Origin of the sequence: Ruegeria sp. R14_0, from assembly GCF_017743975.1 — a bacterium.
Taxonomy (GTDB): domain Bacteria; phylum Pseudomonadota; class Alphaproteobacteria; order Rhodobacterales; family Rhodobacteraceae; genus Ruegeria.
On record NZ_JAGHRC010000011.1, the window covers coordinates 40,446 to 56,327 of the forward strand.

16 protein-coding genes are annotated in these 15,882 nt (G+C 56.6%); all 16 read left to right on the plus strand.

Annotated elements, in window-relative coordinates; genetic code table 11:
• The first annotated feature begins 49 nt into the window (after nucleotides 1–49).
• The 16 genes from J7416_RS21060 (at nucleotide 50) to J7416_RS21135 (ending at nucleotide 15,869) form a co-directional block, all read left to right on the plus strand.
• On the plus strand, nucleotides 50–1,354 hold the full coding sequence (locus J7416_RS21060) for a sugar ABC transporter substrate-binding protein (protein WP_209227556.1): 1,305 nt from the start codon (nucleotides 50–52) through the stop codon (nucleotides 1,352–1,354).
• 108 nt (nucleotides 1,355–1,462) lie between these two features.
• Nucleotides 1,463–2,329: a sugar ABC transporter permease gene (locus tag J7416_RS21065; RefSeq protein ID WP_209227558.1), complete on the plus strand. Its 867-nt coding sequence runs from the start codon at nucleotides 1,463–1,465 to the stop codon at nucleotides 2,327–2,329.
• 12 nt (nucleotides 2,330–2,341) lie between these two features.
• A complete protein-coding gene (locus J7416_RS21070; RefSeq protein ID WP_209227560.1) occupies nucleotides 2,342–3,172 on the plus strand; it encodes a carbohydrate ABC transporter permease in 831 nt (276 codons plus the stop codon).
• A 12-nt stretch (nucleotides 3,173–3,184) separates the two neighbouring features.
• Nucleotides 3,185–4,189: an ABC transporter ATP-binding protein gene (locus J7416_RS21075; protein ID WP_209227562.1), complete on the plus strand. Its 1,005-nt coding sequence runs from the start codon at nucleotides 3,185–3,187 to the stop codon at nucleotides 4,187–4,189.
• Nucleotides 4,186–4,959 carry an L-iditol 2-dehydrogenase gene (locus J7416_RS21080; protein WP_209227565.1) on the plus strand — a complete coding sequence of 258 codons (774 nt, stop codon included), beginning with the start codon at nucleotides 4,186–4,188 and terminating at the stop codon, nucleotides 4,957–4,959. The genes J7416_RS21075 and J7416_RS21080 overlap by 4 nt, the downstream gene beginning before the upstream one ends.
• Nucleotides 4,959–6,470 (plus strand): mannitol dehydrogenase family protein, encoded by a 1,512-nt coding sequence (locus tag J7416_RS21085; protein ID WP_209227567.1) that lies wholly within the window; start codon nucleotides 4,959–4,961, stop codon nucleotides 6,468–6,470. The genes J7416_RS21080 and J7416_RS21085 overlap by 1 nt, the downstream gene beginning before the upstream one ends.
• A gap of 250 nt (nucleotides 6,471–6,720) precedes the next feature.
• Complete coding sequence (locus tag J7416_RS21090; protein ID WP_209227569.1) at nucleotides 6,721–8,139, plus strand: circularly permuted type 2 ATP-grasp protein; 1,419 nt, start codon at nucleotides 6,721–6,723, stop codon at nucleotides 8,137–8,139.
• A gap of 2 nt (nucleotides 8,140–8,141) precedes the next feature.
• Nucleotides 8,142–9,083, plus strand: a complete 942-nt coding sequence (locus J7416_RS21095; protein WP_209227571.1) for an alpha-E domain-containing protein — start codon at nucleotides 8,142–8,144, stop codon at nucleotides 9,081–9,083.
• 3 nt (nucleotides 9,084–9,086) lie between these two features.
• Nucleotides 9,087–9,884, plus strand: coding sequence for a transglutaminase family protein (locus J7416_RS21100; RefSeq protein WP_209227573.1), 798 nt, complete (start codon nucleotides 9,087–9,089; stop codon nucleotides 9,882–9,884).
• An 11-nt stretch (nucleotides 9,885–9,895) separates the two neighbouring features.
• The gene (locus J7416_RS21105; protein WP_209227575.1) at nucleotides 9,896–10,645 is read left to right on the plus strand and encodes a proteasome-type protease; all 750 of its coding nucleotides are present in this window, start codon (nucleotides 9,896–9,898) and stop codon (nucleotides 10,643–10,645) included.
• Between the two features lie 168 nt (nucleotides 10,646–10,813).
• Nucleotides 10,814–11,011 (plus strand): hypothetical protein, encoded by a 198-nt coding sequence (locus J7416_RS21110; RefSeq protein ID WP_209227577.1) that lies wholly within the window; start codon nucleotides 10,814–10,816, stop codon nucleotides 11,009–11,011.
• A gap of 26 nt (nucleotides 11,012–11,037) precedes the next feature.
• On the plus strand, nucleotides 11,038–12,372 hold the full coding sequence (locus J7416_RS21115) for a ferric reductase-like transmembrane domain-containing protein (protein ID WP_209227579.1): 1,335 nt from the start codon (nucleotides 11,038–11,040) through the stop codon (nucleotides 12,370–12,372).
• Nucleotides 12,353–13,030, plus strand: a complete 678-nt coding sequence (locus tag J7416_RS21120; RefSeq protein WP_209227581.1) for a response regulator transcription factor — start codon at nucleotides 12,353–12,355, stop codon at nucleotides 13,028–13,030. The genes J7416_RS21115 and J7416_RS21120 overlap by 20 nt, the downstream gene beginning before the upstream one ends.
• Nucleotides 13,031–13,151: 121 nt before the next feature.
• Complete coding sequence (locus tag J7416_RS22875) at nucleotides 13,152–14,291, plus strand: HAMP domain-containing sensor histidine kinase (RefSeq protein ID WP_209227584.1); 1,140 nt, start codon at nucleotides 13,152–13,154, stop codon at nucleotides 14,289–14,291.
• Between the two features lie 67 nt (nucleotides 14,292–14,358).
• Nucleotides 14,359–14,988: a phosphatase PAP2 family protein gene (locus J7416_RS21130; protein WP_209227586.1), complete on the plus strand. Its 630-nt coding sequence runs from the start codon at nucleotides 14,359–14,361 to the stop codon at nucleotides 14,986–14,988.
• A gap of 113 nt (nucleotides 14,989–15,101) precedes the next feature.
• Entirely contained in the window at nucleotides 15,102–15,869 is a 768-nt protein-coding gene (locus J7416_RS21135; protein ID WP_209227596.1) for a heme-binding protein, read from the plus strand.
• Nucleotides 15,870–15,882: the final 13 nt, after the last annotated feature.

Sequence of the window (15,882 nt, forward strand, 5' to 3'; positions counted from 1 at the left end):
TTTACACTCTAGGCTCCCTGCACGACATCCAAGCTCAGGGAGGACAGGGATGTATCTGAAGCACGCACTTCGTGCGGCGACTGCGTTGACTTTCGTCGCCACGGCAGCAGCCCACGCGCAATCCATCACGATCGCTACTGTGAACAACGGCGACATGATCCGGATGCAGGGCTATACCGACAAATTCACCGAAGCGACCGGCATCGACGTCGAGTGGGTGACGCTGGAAGAAAACGTTCTGCGTCAGCGCGTTACCACCGACATCACCACCAAGGGCGGTCAGTTCGACATCATGACCATCGGCATGTACGAAACGCCGATCTGGGGGGCGAACGACTGGCTGGTGCCGCTGGAAGGCATGTCAGCCGAGTACGACGTTGATGACATCTTGCCCGCAATGCGCAACGGTCTCAGCAACGACGGCACGTTGTACGCAGCGCCGTTCTATGGCGAAAGCTCAATGGTGATGTACCGCACCGACTTGATGGAACAGGCCGGTCTGGAAATGCCCGAAGCACCGACCTGGCAGTTTATTCGTGAAGCCGCGGCAGCAATGACCGACCGCGATAACGATATCAACGGTATTTGCCTGCGCGGCAAAGCCGGTTGGGGTGAAGGCGGGGCCTTCATTACCGTGACCGGAAACTCCTTCGGCGCGCGCTGGTTCGACGAGGACTGGAAACCTCAGTTCGATCAGCCCGAGTGGAAAGAGGCGCTTACATTCTTTGTCGATATGATGAATGAATCCGGCCCAGCGGGATATGCCACAAACGGCTTCAACGAGAACCTGTCGCTGTTCCAGCAAGGCAAGTGCGGCATGTGGATCGACGCCACCGTTGCGGCGTCATTTGTGACCAATCCAGACGACTCGACTGTGGCGGACAAGGTTGGTTTTGCTCTCGCACCAAATTCGGAAGGTGTCGACAAACGCGCCAACTGGCTCTGGGCCTGGGCACTGGCCATTCCGGCGGGCACACAACAGGAAGATGCGGCCAAGCAGTTCATCGAGTGGGCAACTTCGAAAGACTACATCGAGTTGGTGGCCGAGAATGAAGGTTGGGCCAATGTGCCTCCGGGTGCGCGGACGTCGCTCTATGAGAACCCGGAATACCAGAAGGTTCCATTCGCCAAGATGACGCTGGATTCGATCCTTGCGGCTGACCCGGATAACTGCTGCGCGCAACCGACGCCCTATGTTGGCATCCAGTTCGTCGCGATCCCGGAATTCGCTGGCATCGCCACACAGGTGAGCCAGGAGTTCTCGGCAGTCTATGCCGGACAGCAATCGGTAGACGAGGCGCTTGCGAAAGCACAGGCCTTCACTGCTGAAGAAATGGAAGCCGCAGGGTACTGAGGCATCCCTCCCCGGCGGGTGGGCAGCGCTCTGCCCCCCGCTCACCCCTTCCACAACCCACGTTTTTCTCGCAGGCTGCGTTACGCCTGATCAGAGAGGGTTTGCTCAATGGCTACTCAACATTCCCGATCCGTTGCTCGCCTGATGATGGCACCCGCAGTGGTCCTGCTGCTTGGCTGGATGCTCGTGCCGCTGACGATGACGCTGTATTTTTCCTTCAAGAAATATCTTCCGCTGCGCGGCGGTGATCTGGGCTGGGTCGGGTTCGACAACTATGTCCGGTTTGTCTCGTCGAGTTCATTCTGGCCCGCGGTACAGGCGACACTGATGATCGTCGGCGGCGTGCTGATCATTACGGTCATTCTGGGCATCCTGCTGGCAATGCTTCTGGATCAACCCATGTGGGGCCAAGGCGTCGTCCGTATTCTCGTGATTGCACCCTTCTTCGTCATGCCCACCGTATCCGCGCTGGTTTGGAAGAACATGTTCATGGATCCCGTGAACGGCCTGCTGGCGCATCTGTGGCGCTTTTTCGGGGCCGAGCCTATCTCATGGCTGTCCGAGGCGTCGATGACCTCGATTATCATGATTGTCTCGTGGCAGTGGCTACCTTTTGCAACGCTGATCCTGCTGACCGCAATCCAGTCGCTGGATAGTGAGCAGTTGGAAGCGGCTGAGATGGACGGCGCGCCGGTTCTGAAACGCTTTTATCACATCATCCTGCCGCACCTAAGTCGCGCGATTACCATCGTGATCCTGATCCAGACGATCTTTCTTCTGTCTATCTTCGCCGAGATCTTCGTGACCACCGGCGGCGCGTTCGGCACCCGCACACTCACCTACCTGATCTTCCAGCGTGTGCTGGAAAGCCAGAACGTTGGCCTCGGATCGGCCGGAGGTGTCTACGCAATCATCTTGGCCAATATCGTTGCGATCTTCCTGATGCGCATCGTCGGCAAGAACCTGGACGCGTGAGGAGGTAAGACCATGGCCCGCGCTGTCACAACCCGCCGCAAATCGCTGAATACCGTTCTCGCCTGGGCAGTAGGATTACTGATCTTTTTCCCGATCCTCTGGACCATCCTGACCAGCTTCAAGACCGAGGCACAGGCGATTGCCAGCCCACCGCTGTTCCTGAATTTCGACTGGACGCTCGAGAACTATGCCATTGTGCAGGAACGCTCGGACTATATGCGGTTCCTTTGGAATTCGGTCATCATCGCGGGTGGTTCAACCATTCTGGGTGTCATCATCGCGGTGCCCGCCGCTTGGGCGATGGCCTTTGTTCCGTCCAAACGCACCAAGGATATACTGCTGTGGATGCTGTCCACCAAGATGCTGCCAGCAGTGGGCGTTCTCTATCCGATTTACCTGCTGTTTATCCGTCTGGGTCTGCTGGATACCCGCGGAGGGTTGGTCGTGGTGCTGATGCTCATCAACCTGCCGATCATCGTCTGGATGCTTTACACTTACTTCCGCGAAATCCCAGGTGAAATTCTGGAAGCCGCACGGATGGATGGAGCGACATTGAAAGAGGAAATCCTCTATGTGCTGACACCCATGGCCATCCCCGGTATCGCCTCGACCGTTCTGCTGAACTTCATCCTGGCGTGGAACGAGGCATTCTGGACGCTCAACCTGACGGCCGTTGACGCGGCGCCCCTAACGGCTTTCATCGCCAGCTATTCCAGCCCCGAGGGCCTGTTCTTTGCCAAGCTCAGCGCAGCCTCGACCATGGCAATCGCACCAATCCTGATCCTTGGCTGGTTCAGCCAGAAACAACTTGTCCGCGGCCTCACCTTCGGCGCTGTGAAATAAGGAAAACGACGTATGGGACGCATTCAACTCAAGTCCGTGACCAAGAGCTTCGGCGACGTCGAGGTCATTCCCCCGCTTGATCTGACCATCGAGGATGGCGAGTTCACAGTTTTCGTCGGCCCGTCGGGCTGCGGTAAATCTACGCTGCTGCGCCTGATCGCAGGGTTGGAGGATATCACGTCGGGCTCTATCGACATCGACGGGGCGGATGCCACCGATGTGCCACCCGCGAAACGCGGTCTGGCGATGGTGTTTCAGTCATATGCGCTCTACCCGCATATGACAGTGCGCAAGAACATCGCTTTCCCACTGCGCATGGCGAAGCTGGATCAGGCCGAGATCGACAAGCGCGTTGAAGGTGCCGCCGGCGTCCTGAACCTGACCGACTATCTGGATCGCCGTCCCGGCCAACTGTCCGGCGGTCAACGCCAGCGCGTTGCCATCGGGCGCGCCATCGTGCGTGAACCCGCCGCGTTCTTGTTCGATGAACCGCTTTCGAACCTCGACGCAGCGCTGCGCGTCGGCATGCGGTTGGAGATCAGCGAACTGCACGAGCGTCTGGCGACAACCATGATCTACGTGACCCACGATCAGGTCGAGGCCATGACCATGGCTGACAAGATCGTGGTGCTTCAGGCCGGTGTGATTGAACAGGTCGGCAGCCCGCTAGAGCTGTACCGGACGCCCCGAAACTTGTTTGTCGCGGGTTTCATCGGCTCACCCAAGATGAACTTCATCGAAGGGCCCGAGGCCGCAAAACACGGCGCTCAAACCATCGGAATCCGACCCGAACATATCGCAGTTTCGGAAACCGAAGGTGAGTGGTCAGGGGTCGTCAGTGTCTCGGAACACCTCGGCTCGGACACCTTTTTCCATGTTCATGAAACTGGTCTGGCCGAGACGATCACCGTCCGTGCGGACGGCGAAGTTGGCTTCCGCCACGGGGATCGCATCCACCTGACACCGCGCGCGGACGTTATCCACAAGTTTGACGCGAAAGGCTTGCGGATCGAATGACGCGTCTGGCTGGCAAAACCGCCCTGATCACCGGGGCTGCGCGAGGCATCGGGTTGGCCTTTGCCAAAGCCTATGTGGCTGAGGGTGCGCGCGTCGCCATCGCCGACATCGACGCCCAGCGCGCGCAGACCGCTGCAGACGAAATAGGCGAGGCGGCGGTCGCGATTGAGATGGACGTGACAAACCAGCAGAGCATAGATGAGGCCGTCGCCAAAACGGCCTCTCTTCTCGGCCCCATCGACATACTGATCAACAACGCCGCCATCTTCACTGCAGCCCCAATCGTCGAGATCGAGCGTGCAGACTATGACCGCGTGTTCGAAATAAACGTCGCTGGCGCATTGTTCACAATGCAGGCGGTCGCGCGCCAAATGATCGAAAACGGAACCAAAGGCCGGATCATAAACATGGCGTCTCAGGCCGGACGGCGGGGCGAGCCGTTGGTCGCGGTGTACTGCGCAAGCAAGGCGGCGATCATATCCCTGACGCAATCGGCTGGGCTGAACCTGATCTCACATGGGATCAACGTGAACGCGATTGCTCCGGGCGTTGTCGACGGCGAGCACTGGGACGGTGTTGATGCGTTCTTCGCAAAACACGAAGGCAAACCGCTGGGCCAGAAGAAAAGCGAAGTGGCGGCGGCCGTCCCTTACGGCCGGATGGGTCGCGCCGAAGATCTGACCGGGATGGCGGTGTTTCTGGCCTCGGATGACGCCGAATACATCGTCGCACAAACCTACAATGTCGACGGTGGAAATTGGATGAGCTGATGGACCCTGTGGCGAACGCAAAACCTCCGGTGCGGCTGCGACGCGGTAACCTGTCTGGTCTGCCGAAATCGGTAAGGACCCCTGCGTATGAACGCTCGGAGCTTACGCCGGGCATCGTTCATATCGGGCTTGGCAATTTTCACCGCGCGCATCAGGCTTGGTATCTTCATCAACTGATGCAGCAAGGGCAAGCCCATGATTGGGCGATCATCGGCGCGGGTGTGCGAAGCTACGACGCAGATATGCGTGAACGGTTGCTGGCGCAGGACTGCCTGACAACACTGATCGAACTGGACCCAGACGGAATGTCCGCCGAGGTCATCGGCCCGATGATCGATTACCTTCCGATCCAGGAAAACAACGCAACGCTGATCCGGACAATGGCCGACCCCGCCATTCGGATTGTTTCACTGACTGTCACCGAAGGCGGGTATTTTCTGGATGCCAACACGGGTGCCTTCGACATCGGCCACGAGGATATTCGCCATGATGCGACAAACCTCGATCGCCCTCGGACAGCCTTTGGTGCAATAGTTTCGGCTCTAAACCAACGCAGGGAAAACGGGTTAAAACCCTTTACCGCGCTCAGCTGCGACAATCTTCAGGGAAACGGCGCGATCCTGCGAAACTGCGTTGTCGCATTGGCGCGGTTGTCCGACCCAGAACTGGCCGACTGGATTGACCAAAACGGCGCGTTCCCGAATTCGATGGTAGATTGCATCGTTCCTGCAACGACGGATCAAGTGATATCGCAATGCCTCGCGCTGGGTATCGACGACCATGCCCCGGTCTCTCACGAGAATTTTCGTCAATGGGTGATCGAGGATGACTTCTGCGCCGGGCGACCGCCGCTCGAACAGGTTGGAGTCACACTGACCCACGACGTTCACAGCTATGAAACCATGAAGCTGCGTATTTTGAATGGCGGGCACCAATTGCTTGCAAATGTCGGGGAAATTCTGAACGTCCCGACGATTTCGGAATGCATGAAGGACCGGGACATCGTTGCTTTTTTCAGAAAAGTGCAAGCCGAAGAGATCCTGCCACATGTCGAAGCTGTGCCCGGAACGACAGCGAAGGAATACCTTGGGTTGGTTGAGCGTAGATTTGCGAATACCGCAATTCACGACACAACACGCCGGGTCGCATTCGACGGTTCAGCGCGGCACCCTGGCTTTCTGCTGCCTACGCTACGTGATGCACTCGCGACAGGTGCTTCCATCGACGGGCTCGCATTGGCAGAGGCGTTCTGGTGCAGGATGTGTGCGGGCATTCGAGAAAATGGTTCGGAAATCGAACCCAATGACCCGCAGTGGGAAAACCTGCGTGCAACCGCGTTGGCGTCGAAAGATGATCCCAAACTCTGGCACCAACAACGCCAGTATTATGGAGAGATTGGTGACAGTACCCACTTTCCCGCCGCTTTCGCCTTCTGGCTGAACGCGATCTGGTTGAATGGCAGCCGGGCGGTCATTGGGGAGTATGTTTCTAACGGCTCGGAATCGCGCTAGCCGCTTATGCTAAGCAATCATGCGCAGGTTCACCTTGCCGCGTTCAAATGTTGGAACCGCAGCCTGGACTTGCTGCACTCCGCCCCCAAGCAATGCAGATGCGGCGTGCTTCTGCAGACCGGGCATCATTGGTTTGAATACGCTCTCGGCTCGGGACTCATAGCCTCAAATTTAGACGTTCTTTCCAAAGGCAGCCTCCAACCGAGACTGAATGACTTGAAAAATCCGATTTGAGCGTGAAACTTAACACATGGGTGAGTATTTTGATGAAATGTTCAACGGCGACGGGTCCCTCAAAGGCCCATATGAAGAGATTGGCCGTTGGTTCGACGCTGAAGATGTTTCCCGGCTAAGAGCCAAACAGCGCGAAGCGGAAGAAGTCTTCAGGCTGACGGGCATCACTTTCAACGTTTACGGCAAAGCCGAGGCTGAGGAACGGTTGATACCGTTTGATATCGTTCCGCGTGTCATTTCGGCACGAGAATGGCAGCGGCTGGAACGCGGCATCGAACAGCGGGTTCGGGCAATCAACGCCTTTCTTCACGACATCTACCACCGTCAGGAGATTGTCCGCGCGGGACGCGTACCAGCTGAAATGATTGCCGGAAACGAAGCGTTCCTGCCGCAGATGCTTGGCGTCTCGCCTCCGGGTCAGGTCTATACGCATATTGTCGGTGTCGATCTGGTACGCACCGGACCGGACGAGTTTTTCGTGCTGGAGGACAACGCGCGTACACCATCCGGGGTCAGTTATATGCTGGAGAACCGGGAAACGATGCTTAAGATGTTCCCCGAACTCTTTAGCGCGACAAATGTTCGGAATGTTTCGGACTACCCCCGCAATCTGAGACGATCTCTTGCAGCCTGCGCGCCAGCTTGCGCAGACGGAGAACCCACTGTCGCGGTATTAACGCCGGGTATCTATAACTCGGCTTATTACGAACACGCATTCCTTGCAGATCAGATGGCCGTGGAATTGGTCGAAGGTCACGACCTTCGGGTTGTTGATGGGCGCGTCTGCATGCGCACCACCAGAGGCTATAAGCCAATCGACGTACTTTATCGCCGGGTCGATGATGATTTTCTGGACCCCCTGAATTTCAACCCGGACAGCGCCTTGGGCGTGCCAGGTATTCTGGACGTCTACCGCGCCGGAGGCATCACAATTGCCAACGCACCGGGAACGGGTATTGCCGATGATAAGGCGATCTATTCCTACATGCCTGAAATCGTTGAATTCTATACGGGTGAGAAACCCTTGCTGCAAAACGTCCCGACGTGGCGCTGCAGCGACCCAGAGTCCCTGTCTTACGTGCTGGACAACCTCTCCGAGCTTGTCGTGAAAGAAGTGCACGGGTCTGGCGGCTACGGGATGTTGATCGGCCCGACCGCCAGCAAGAAAGAGATTTCGGCATTCCGCGACAAGCTTAAATCGCGGCCCGGGAACTATATTGCTCAGCCGACGCTATCGCTTTCGACAGTTCCGATCTTTGCGCGCTCGGGGCTGGCCCCCAGACACGTTGACCTGCGGCCTTTCGTTTTGGTGTCGCCCGAAGGGATCAAGATCACGCCCGGCGGTTTGACCCGTGTGGCCCTGAAGAAAGGGTCACTGGTCGTGAACTCAAGCCAGGGTGGCGGGACCAAAGACACCTGGGTTCTGGAGGACTGACCATGCTAGGAAAAACTGCTGGCGGGTTGTTCTGGATGTCCCGGTACCTTGAGAGGGCGGAAAACACGGCCCGGCTGCTGGAAACGGGCCAGAGGATGGCGCTGACCCGCACCAAAAACTCTGCCGAGGAATGGGGTTCGGTTCTGAAGACGGCCGGAGTTCTGGATGGATACCACGCCAAGTATGACGTGATTTCCAAGGACAATGCGGTCGATTGGGTGCTACGTGACGCGGAAAACTCATCCTCGATCAAGTCGGTCATCAAGCAAGCCCGCGACAACGCGCGTCTTGTTCGAACCGCGCTGACCCATGATGTCTGGAGTGCAGTAAACTCGACCTGGATGCAGATCGATGAGGTGATGAAGCGGCGCGTGAACGAGCGGGACTTGCCCGCGACGCTGGAGCTTATTCGCCACCAGGCCGCTTTGGTCCGTGGCGCCACATTGGGAACCATGCTGCGCAACGACATTTTCGACTTCACCCGTATCGGGACGTTTGTCGAGCGAGCGGACAACACCGGGCGAATTTTGGACGTGAAATACTATGTTCTTCTGCCCACAGCCTTCGCGGTCGGCTCGTCACTGGACAACATCCAATGGGAAAGCATCCTGCGTTCCGTCGGCGCTGGCGGCGGGTATCGAATGACCCATGGCGAGAAAACGCGGCCGTCAGATATTGCGCAGTTTCTGATCCTGGATCAGCGGATGCCGCGCAGTTTGCACTTTTGCTGCAGAAAGATTCAGGAAAACCTGTCTTACCTAAAGAAAGACTACGGCTTTGCCGGGCCTTCTTGTGAAGCTTCAAATGCCTTGTACGAGAAATACCTGGACCAGAATATCGCCGATATCTTTGAATTCGGACTGCATGAGTACATTCAGGATTTTCTGACCGATCTCGGCAATTTAAGCCGTCAGATCGAAATTGATTACCGGTTCTACGAGTAGCCAATGAAACTACACATTCGACACGAGACACGATACGATTTCGACGCGCCGGTACCCTTCGGCCTCCAACAGCTGAGGAAGACACCAAAGTCATTTCGAAACCAAAGCATTGTAAGTTGGAGCACCGACATAACCGGTGGGCGCAAAGAGCTGGCATTCGAAGACTACCACCGCAACACCGTGGAGTTGATCAGTTTCGAGGCAAACACTCAAAGCATCTCGTTGATCTCCGAAGGCGTTGTTCAGGTGGAAGACACGCATGGCGTGCTGGGGCGTCACGAAGGGTCGACGCCTCTGTGGCTGTTCAAAAGAAGCACCCCGCAGACAACGCCGGGCAAACGGGTCGCCGAATTGATAGGCGCGTTGCCCGAAGGCGAACCGCTGGAACAGATGCATGCCCTATCCGAGAGAATTCGAGCTCAGGTCGCGTATGAAATTGGAGCTTCGCACCCGGGCTGGAGCGCGGAAGACGCCCTCAAAGCTGGGCGCGGTGTTTGTCAGGACCACGCGCATATCTTCATTTCGTGCGCACGACAGATCGGAGTGCCCGCACGCTATGTGTCGGGCTATTTGATGATGAACGAAACGGAACTTCAGGACGCAACCCATGCCTGGGCCGAGGTGCATTTGGACGGCTTGGGATGGGTCGGGTTTGACGTGTCAAACGGGATCTCACCAGACGATCGGTATGTGCGCGTCGCAACCGGGCTGGACTATGCCCAAGCCGCACCGGTAATAGGGAGCAGAATTGGGACAGCGGGCGAGCAATTGACAGTGCAGTTGCAGATCGCACAGCAGTAACGGAGAATTTGATGACCTATGCTGTGGGCATGCGGCTGAACCGCGGACTGGTATTCATGTCCGATACGCGCACCAATGCTGGCGTCGACAATATTTCGACCTTCAACAAGATGTTCAACTGGACCGTAGAAGGCGATCGGTCGATCACTATTCTGGCGGCCGGAAACCTGGCGACCACTCAGGCCACAATCAGCCTTTTGGAGGAGCGCACGAAAGCGCCCGCAGATCGTTCGCCATCGATCCTGGAAGCACCCACAATGTTTCAAGTCGCGCAACTGGTCGCGGCCACGTTGAACGACGTTATCGAAGAGCATGCCCGGTCAGGCCAGCAAGCCGACAGCGCCTTTCACGCCACACTCATTCTTGGAGGTCAGATTGAAGGCGGTCCTTCTCGCCTGTTTCTGATTTACCCCGAAGGCAATTTTATCGAAGCGGGAGACGACACCCCGTTCTTTCAAATTGGAGAGACGAAATACGGCCGCCCTATTCTGGTGCGTGCCTATGATCCGGAAATGAGCTTTCCGGAAACTGTAAAGCTACTGCTTGTCAGCTTTGACTCGACGATCAAGGCCAATCTTTCCGTTGGTGCGCCACTTGATCTGCTGCTCTACGATGAAGACAGCCTTACAAGTGGTGCGCGCTCCAGATTCGAGCACGACGATCAGTACTTTCGTACGATTTCCGATGGGTGGGGGGACGCCTTGAAATCAGCCTTGGCTAAACTTCCAGAATACAAATCGGAGCGGAAGCCAAACGATTGAGCGTCCTCTTTGTCCGCACCGCGGTCACCGATCGGTTGAGCCACGAATAACTAGGTAAGCCCCGGCCCCACGATCAGACCAGGCAACCCTTACAAAATTGTATATCAGCGGTGAGGTGGTTTTAAGTCCCGCACATCACTTCCTTTCGAACACACGAAAGGACAAGTCATGACCGCCTTAAATGCCACCCAACCAACAGTTTTCGACATGCTCGCTGCGGTGATCCTTACGCCATTTGCGGTCCTCTTGGGACTAACGATGTTGGGCTTTGCTTTCGGGTTAACACTGATGGCGGTTTGCCATGCGGTTGTGATGGGCAAGCGGCTCGAAGGCGAAAACCACAAAGCCCCGCTATCTACAATTTAAAAACCCAAAGCAAAGTGGACTTTTTGATGCCCCCCAAATCCCTGATCTTTGGCACCACTTTCGTTCTGGTGCATTTCGCGCTTGTCGCCCCGTTTGTGCCACTCGTGAACATATTTCCAGCTAGCCTCGGAGCCCTGTCGATGAGCTCGATGGCTTTGTCTCTGATTTTGGCGGCGCGCTGGCGGGTCGTTGATCGTTTGATGGGTGGGCCGGACAAATCATATGGCGCACATCGCTGGCTGGGATTTTTTGCTTTGGCTGGAGCCCTCGGACATTGGGCGACAGCAGAAACCTTTGGCGCCGGGGTCGTGCCGCTATTGGCTGAAAGCGGTGAAAGTGTCGGCTGGTATGCGGCGATGGGCCTGCTGATGCTGACCTGCGCTGCAATGGTCCGGGCAATCCCCTATCACGTGTGGAAGGCCAGTCACATGCTGATGGGCCCGGTTTTTCTGTTGGCTGCGTATCACACATTCTTTGTTGCGAGCCCACTGTCGGTCGGCGTTGCCCCCTGGACTTTGATGGCAGCGGTTTCGGCGGTTGGCCTGCTGGCTTGGGGCCAAACCCTGTTACGCAAGTTTGAGCTGTCGCGACTTGTGACCGTTGAGAACGCCGTTCCGTTTGATGGCGGTATGGATGTAACGTTTCGGTCTGACAAACCGCTGCCGGCGTTTCGACCTGGTCAGTTCGCCACAATCGCCCACAATTGGGCGCGCGCCGAAGCGCACCCCTTCACAATTGCTGGCGGTGACGAAACCTCACGGCGTTTCGTGATCCGCGCTGCCGGCGACTGGACCGATGAATTCGTCACTACCGTCACTGCCGGTGACCAGTTTCGGCTGGGTCGCGGTGTCGGTCGTTTCCTGCCGCAGGTTCAATCGACGCGCACGGAACAGCTTTGGGTCGCTGGTGGAGTTGGAGTTACGCCCTTCATGGCGGCGCTGGAGCGTATGGAGCCGGACAGCAACGCGCGCGTGAATCTGATCTATTGCATCAGATCCAGAGAGACGGCAGGAGCGATGGCTGACGTCGAACATCACGCCGCCCGGCTGCCCCAAGTTGATTTGTATGTTCTAAACGACATTGAAGGTGACAGGCTGACACCGGCTCGCCTGACACAGATCATGCGCGATATGAGCATGGATGCGCAGGTTTATCTTTGTGGACCGGAAGGGCTCAAACTGATGGTCACGTCCGCGTGGGAAACGCTTGGCAAAACCGGTCGTATCCACAGCGAGCGCTTTGACTTCAGAGGGGCCTACGGATTGACGGATCTCATATACATCGGCAGACCTGCTCTTGAGGCGGCACGAAATTGGATGGCCGGACGAAAGGAAATGGCCGATGCGGCTTCTGGTACTTGAAGACGACCCCAAGCTGGGCCCTTGGGTGGAACAGGGGCTGCGTGAGGCGGGTCATGTGGTTGATCTGTTTTCTGATGGCAAGGACGCTCTCTTTGCCGCGATCGATCAAGGCTATGACGTATTGGTACTGGATCGCATGGTGCCCGGTCTGGATGGTTTGTCCGTCCTCAAGGCATTGCGGCAGGCTAAAGTGACCACGCCCGCAATCTTTCTGACCGCTTTGAGCGAAGTAGATGATCGGGTTGAAGGTCTGCGAGCTGGGGGCGAGGACTACTTGGCCAAACCCTTTGCCTTCAGTGAACTTCTTGCACGGGTCGAGGGCCTGGCGCGCCGCCCCGGCACACCCGAGGAAACGGCCAATGAGTTGACCGCAGGCGATATCACCATCGATCTGCATAAACGCACCTGTGTACGTCAGGGCAAAGCTGTAGATTTGAACCCAAAAGAGTTCCTGTTGCTGGAAGTATTCCTGCGCTCAAAGGGGCGCGTACAAACACGCACCATGTTGCTTGAAAAGGTTTGGGATATGAATTTCGATCCTACGACGAGCGTTGTCGAAACCCACATCAGCCGCTTACGTGGCAAGATCGAAAAGCCATTTGGCGACACTGTAATCCGCAATATTCGCGGTACGGGTTATGTTTTTGAACAGGTTTAGGTCTCTTTTCAGGCTGTCTGCGTTACGCCAGGCACTGATATTGCTGACTCTTTTCTCAATGATCTCAGTCGCGGCGTGGGGAGGGACCTATTGGCTGGTTCAACGCGAAATGAGGCGGACGGTGGACGCAAGGCTGAGCGATCGGATGGAATTGGCGGTCAAAGCCCTGGCGGCGGGCGAGGCTTTGCCAACTCCCGATGATGGCGAAAGCGCTCGATTGACAGGGGATACAGGGCGTTTTGGATTCTGGACCGACCCGGAACAAGGTGCCGAAACACGCTATCTTCAACGCCAGACACCTCAAGGCGTGGTTTTGCTGGGTGAAAATACTGAGCGGCAAGAAGAACTTCGACATATTCTGGCGGCTGGGATGCAACTCAGCCTTTTGGGCAGTCTTCTGGCCGCAGGCTTGGCCGCCATGTGGATGGCTTTGCGGGCGCAAAAACGATTGAACATGATTACGGACGGGTTGGCTGACGTTGCTCGCGGGCAGCTGGATAGGCGCATCAATCTAGAAGGAAACGATGACCTCAACCTCTTGGCGGGTCGCATCAATGCGACGACCGCAAGGCTTGAACAAGCCATGACAGATATGCGCGTTCAGTCATCAAATATCGCCCATGACTTGCGCACGCCGCTGGCAAGATTGCGGGCAGAGATTGAGACATCTTTGACGAGATTGGTCGAGAATGGCCGTGCTGTAACAGAGGACGATCTTGGTGAAGCATTGGATCAGATCGATCAGATCACCGGCACGTTCGAGGCTTTGCTGCGGTTGGCCCGCATCGAAAGTGGAGCAGGACGCGCAAATTTTGTGCCGGTCTCTTTGGATGAACTCACTGATCGGGTGCAAGAGACATTCGACCCGGTTGTTGAAGAAGCTGGGCATAGACTCGCGATTGAAAAAGTAGCGCCGGCGTCGGTTCATGGCGATCCGGATCTGCTTATGCAGCTTTTGGCCAATTTGATCCAAAACGCCCTGCGCTATGGCCCCATGGGCCAGACAGTCACATTGCGGTGCCATCAGGCTCTGCTGTCCGTCAGCGACGAAGGGCCGGGTATTCCCTTTGAAGAACATGAGCGCGTGCTTCAGCCGTTGTATCAATTGAAAACGGACCGCCAGGACGAAGGGCTTGGTCTGGGCCTATCGCTGGTTCAGGCCATTGCCGAGCTTCATGAGGCGGAATTGTCATTGTCGGACGGACCAAATGGCCACGGACTGACAGCCACGATCCGTTTTCCATCCCAGGCCACATTGTAAATTCCCGGTAAATCACAGGACAGTTTGATCGGTGACACCTCTGCCAAAACAGGCAGGAGAATTCGGAATGTCATCTTTCAACAAACGCCACCTGCGCCACCATATTTGGCTGGTTGCGCTGGTCTCACTCGTCCTGGCGACCTCTTATCCCAGCGATATGGATGGTCATTATGCCGTGTCTCGGAACGGCCATGACAACGTTCTGGTCACAAGCGTTGAAGATTATGGGCGGCATTTGAACTCGGTCATTCCGATTGGAATGGCAATCGCGCTGCGGGATACAAAAGGCCTTTGGCAAATCGCGGCCGTGGCCTTGGCCGGAACCGCTGCAACACACGGACCTAAAAGGCTGCTCAATGACGTCGAGATATTTGGGACTCGATTGGGCCAAAGGCCAAATGGCGGTGATCACAACCTGCCATCGGGGCATTCGGCACTTGCCAGCGCCGGCGCGTATTTGGCAGTCAGGCGGTACTCACGATGGCTTGGTGTGATCGTCTGGCCGATCCTGCTTCTTACCATGTACGCGCGCTACATGCTGGATGCTCATACGGTATCGGCCACTATCGCAGGCGCAATTATCGGCATGCTTGTTGCCGATCTGTTTACCCGCCCATGTTTCCGTTTTCGGCGCCTATTGGCTGACGGGCTGGCCACTAAATTTCGCACGATCCTCAGTCGCGCAACTCCGGTTTGAGAGCACACGAGTCTGCGCCGCGTTCACTGACAAATCTGTATGTCTGATGAAAGTCCCAAGTGACCACCGGCAACTAGGTATTTGACATCAATGCCTGAAATTTGGAGCCCACGATGAGATACCTACAGATCACCGCACTCACCACATCGCTCAGCGTTCTCGCTGTTACCGTCTTTGCGCAAGGTGTTGAAAAAAAGCCTCTGACAATTGACGAAGCCATCGCAATCGCTCTTGCAGCCCAACCCGGTACCGTTGCCGAGGCCGAGCCAGACCAGTTCGAGGGGCGTCCAGTGATCGACATCGAAATCGTTAACGATGCAGGGCAAGAAGTAGAGTTCAAAGTCGACGTCGAAACCGGTGAGATACTGAATCAATGGGTCGATGATGACCCCTCTGACGACCCCGTCTCGTCAAACGTACAGTCAGGTCAGGCGAGCGCCGAACCCTATATTGAGCGCAGCATCCCGCTCGACTGGGCCCTGGCTGCTGCTACTGCCGCGCAAGAGGCGTGTTCGGACCTTGGTTTTGCCACAACCGTTACAGTGGTTGATCAGCGCGCCCTGCCCCGCGTCCAACTGATGCGCGAAGGTGCGTTCCCACACACCATCCATACCAGCAGCCGCAAGGCAATCACGGCCGCGTCACGCCGCGAAGCGACAGCCGTTATCGAGGCCGAGAATGAACACGAACCAACGCTTGGCGCCGTTTTCAACGAAATCGGCCTCATCACCTTATCGGGCGGGATTCCAATCGTTTACCAGGGTAAAGTTATTGGCGGGATCGGTATCGCCGGGTCCCCGGGCGAAGATCCGACTGGCAAAGAGTTCGACGATATCTGCGCCGAAGCAGGTATCGCCGCAATCTCTGAAAAGCTAAATTAGCAAAGACCTAAGC

Coding starts and splice junctions, on each gene's coding strand:
- J7416_RS21100 (WP_209227573.1), top strand. CDS start 9,087: ATGAAACTACACATTCGACACGAGACACGATACGATTTCGACGCGCCG.
- J7416_RS21070 (WP_209227560.1), top strand. CDS start 2,342: ATGGCCCGCGCTGTCACAACCCGCCGCAAATCGCTGAATACCGTTCTC.
- J7416_RS21065 (WP_209227558.1), top strand. CDS start 1,463: ATGGCTACTCAACATTCCCGATCCGTTGCTCGCCTGATGATGGCACCC.
- J7416_RS21110 (WP_209227577.1), top strand. CDS start 10,814: ATGACCGCCTTAAATGCCACCCAACCAACAGTTTTCGACATGCTCGCT.
- J7416_RS21105 (WP_209227575.1), top strand. CDS start 9,896: ATGACCTATGCTGTGGGCATGCGGCTGAACCGCGGACTGGTATTCATG.
- J7416_RS21075 (WP_209227562.1), top strand. CDS start 3,185: ATGGGACGCATTCAACTCAAGTCCGTGACCAAGAGCTTCGGCGACGTC.
- J7416_RS21095 (WP_209227571.1), top strand. CDS start 8,142: ATGCTAGGAAAAACTGCTGGCGGGTTGTTCTGGATGTCCCGGTACCTT.
- J7416_RS21135 (WP_209227596.1), top strand. CDS start 15,102: ATGAGATACCTACAGATCACCGCACTCACCACATCGCTCAGCGTTCTC.
- J7416_RS21080 (WP_209227565.1), top strand. CDS start 4,186: ATGACGCGTCTGGCTGGCAAAACCGCCCTGATCACCGGGGCTGCGCGA.
- J7416_RS21130 (WP_209227586.1), top strand. CDS start 14,359: ATGTCATCTTTCAACAAACGCCACCTGCGCCACCATATTTGGCTGGTT.
- J7416_RS21085 (WP_209227567.1), top strand. CDS start 4,959: ATGGACCCTGTGGCGAACGCAAAACCTCCGGTGCGGCTGCGACGCGGT.
- J7416_RS21060 (WP_209227556.1), top strand. CDS start 50: ATGTATCTGAAGCACGCACTTCGTGCGGCGACTGCGTTGACTTTCGTC.
- J7416_RS21120 (WP_209227581.1), top strand. CDS start 12,353: ATGCGGCTTCTGGTACTTGAAGACGACCCCAAGCTGGGCCCTTGGGTG.
- J7416_RS21115 (WP_209227579.1), top strand. CDS start 11,038: ATGCCCCCCAAATCCCTGATCTTTGGCACCACTTTCGTTCTGGTGCAT.
- J7416_RS21090 (WP_209227569.1), top strand. CDS start 6,721: ATGGGTGAGTATTTTGATGAAATGTTCAACGGCGACGGGTCCCTCAAA.